Origin of the sequence: Mucilaginibacter sp. (assembly GCF_036383575.1) — a bacterium.
Classification (GTDB): domain Bacteria; phylum Bacteroidota; class Bacteroidia; order Sphingobacteriales; family Sphingobacteriaceae; genus Mucilaginibacter.
Genome location: NZ_DASVOB010000271.1, coordinates 1 through 2,752, shown reverse-complemented (window position 1 = coordinate 2,752; position 2,752 = coordinate 1). Strand labels below are relative to the sequence as shown.

Here is a 2,752-nt window from a genome sequence, read left to right as displayed (position 1 = left end):
TACCATTTCAGCATCAGGATATCAAACTTAATGTTCTGCCCTATTTTGCCGATGTTCTCGTTTTCCAGGATCTCCTTAAACTCAGTGACGATACTTAGTGCAGCAACCTGATCAGCAGGAACTGGTACATACCAGCCTTCGCCTGGTTTAACCGAAAATGATAAGCCTACCAGTTCGCAATAATTAGGGTCGGTACCGGTAGTTTCGGTATCGAAGCAAAATGTTTGCTGTTGGGCTAATATTTTTATCAGATCGGCACGTTTCTCAGCGGTGTCGGCCAGATGATACTCATGCGGTGTATTGTTAATGTTTTTGGCAGCAAGGGTAAGCTCTTCGTGAATGTCTTCCACATCAACCGTCATTGTGGTGCGACCGGTTGCTACCGGGTTGCCAAAAAGGTCGATCTGGGTACCGGCGGGCTTTAACTCGGTTATGCTGAAATCATCGCCAAACACGCGCCTACCCAGGGTACGGAACTCCAGTTCGGCAAAAAGCGGCTCCAGTAATTCTTTGCTTGGCGCACATACTTCCAGGCCTTCCTCATCTAATTCAACCGGGACATTTAGTAAAATAGTCGCCAGTTTTTTGGACATCAGCCCCTGTGCTTTAAACTGCTCAACGTTTTCGCGCTGTTTTCCTTTAAGCTCGTGGCTGTGCTCAAAGATGTTTTCCATTGAGCCATATTGTTTAATAAGGGTTTTGGCTGTTTTTTCGCCAATGCCCGGAATGCCCGGGATACCATCTACCGCATCGCCCCACAAGCCTAAAATATCAATCACCTGGTCAACACGCTCAATTTCCCATTTGGCCAATATCTCTTTAACGCCCTGTATCTCCATTTCGTTACCCATGCGGGCGGGTTTGTAAACGAAAATATTATCTGATACCAGCTGGCCAAAATCCTTATCCGGGGTCATGCAATAAACCTGATAGCCCTTTTGTTCGGCTTTTTTGGCGAGTGTACCGATGATATCATCGGCCTCATAACCGTCAGATGTAATAACCGGGATGTTAAAACCTAATATGATTTTTATTACATAGGGTAAAGCCTTTGCCAGGTCTTCGGGCATGGCTTCGCGGTGCGCTTTGTAGCCTTCAAAATCGGTATGGCGTTCAGTTGGCGCTTCGGTATCAAATACTACAGCCATGTGGGTGGGGGCTTCCTTTTTCAAAACATCAAGCAGGGTGTTGGTAAAACCCATCATTGCCGAGGTGTTTAACCCATTTGATGTGAAGCGGGGTGTTTTACTTAAAGCAAAATGCGCCCGGTAAATAAGGGCCATGCCATCCAAAAGAAATAGTTTTTTCATAATATCATTGACACTAATTGCACGAATTTAAGCTAATTAGCTCGAATTTTTTGATGCCGGTGTTTATTGCAAAGAACACGATTTTTAATGAATTGCATGGTTTAATTTCATTATCAATTTGTGCAATTCGATCACATTCGTGAAAATTCGTGTTCGTTTTATTTGAAGCTACAGTTAGGAATATGGTCATTCACCATGCCAGTAGCCTGCATAAAAGCGTAACAAATGGTAGTGCCAAAAAATTTAAAGCCGCGTTTTTTCATGTCTTTGGCAATAGCGTCAGATTCCGTACTGGTGGCAGGCGTTGAGTTGGAATGGTTCATGATCGCTTTACCATCCGGCATAAAACTGTACAGGTATTTATCAAAGGAGCCAAACTCTTTTTGCAGGCCGATAAACAATTGAGCATTACTGATAGAGGTTTTTATTTTAAGGCGGTTGCGGATGATGCTTTCGTCTTGCATCAGGCGTTCAACATCTTCCTCATCAAATGAAGCAACCTTCTGAACATCAAAATTGGCGAATGCCTTCCGGTAGCCTTCGCGACGGCGCAAAATAGTGATCCAGCTAAGCCCGGCCTGTGCCGATTCAAGGATCATGAATTCAAAAAAGGTATGGTCGTCATGAACCTCTTTTCCCCATTCTTCATCATGATATTTGATGTATAGTTCGTCGGTACCGGCCCATGAACAGCGGGTTGGATTGTTGGTTGGATTGCTCATTATATTTGTCTTAGGTAGGAATAAATGATTGAAAATTTGGTGATTTTTTGTTGAGCTAACATGTCTATTACATCTTTGATCACGGGATATGGGGTTTCTCCATCGGCCATAATAAAAATACGTGTTGAACTGTTATGTTTTTCGAATGTAGCTTTGCGCGATTCTTTTATCCATTCGGCTAATTCATCGAGTCTTAATCCCGGTTGATTGTAATAGTCTGTAGCGTTGTAATAACCCGAAATATATTTTTTGATTTGAGTCATTGGAGTTCCGATCACATCCGTTTCGCCAAATTTATTGATCTCATCTGGTGTAAAACCAGCGTTGTATTTATCTCCTATTTGTTTGAGTGCAGCCTCACGTATATCAGGTGCATCAAGCTTTAGCATCATCTTTTTTTGCCCGATAAGTATGGTGGTGGTGGTAAAGTAGCTATCAGGATCTGCAGTATTAAAAGAAGACCCTGTTGGCAAATTGATCAAAATAGGATAACGTATTGCGGGACGACCACTCAGCATGAGAAATGATAACACGATCAATAATAAATTGAACATCGGAAACATGTCTACGTCAAAATGCTTTCTGCGGAATTTAGGTCTGTACATGGCGTGAAAAGGTTAAGTAAAGGATTAAACAACGGTATTACAAGGAGCGAATCCTATAATGCTAAACAGGAATTTGCTTCACTCCTTATAACGACGTTGTTGTGTACTTATTTCA

At 42.4% G+C, this 2,752-nt stretch carries 3 protein-coding genes; all 3 read right to left on the bottom strand.

Features of this window, described 5'->3' with window-relative positions:
* Window positions 1-1,310: 5'-3' exonuclease H3TH domain-containing protein (locus VF500_RS09610; RefSeq protein WP_330859468.1), on the bottom strand; the 1,310-nt coding region annotated here is incomplete at its 3' end.
* A gap of 158 nt (window positions 1,311-1,468) precedes the next feature.
* On the bottom strand, window positions 1,469-2,032 hold the full coding sequence (locus VF500_RS09605) for a DNA-3-methyladenine glycosylase I (RefSeq protein WP_330859467.1): 564 nt from the start codon (window positions 2,030-2,032) through the stop codon (window positions 1,469-1,471).
* Window positions 2,032-2,637, bottom strand: coding sequence for an ExbD/TolR family protein (locus tag VF500_RS09600; protein ID WP_330859466.1), 606 nt, complete (start codon window positions 2,635-2,637; stop codon window positions 2,032-2,034). Before VF500_RS09600 ends, VF500_RS09605 begins: the two co-directional genes overlap by 1 nt.
* Window positions 2,638-2,752: the final 115 nt, after the last annotated feature.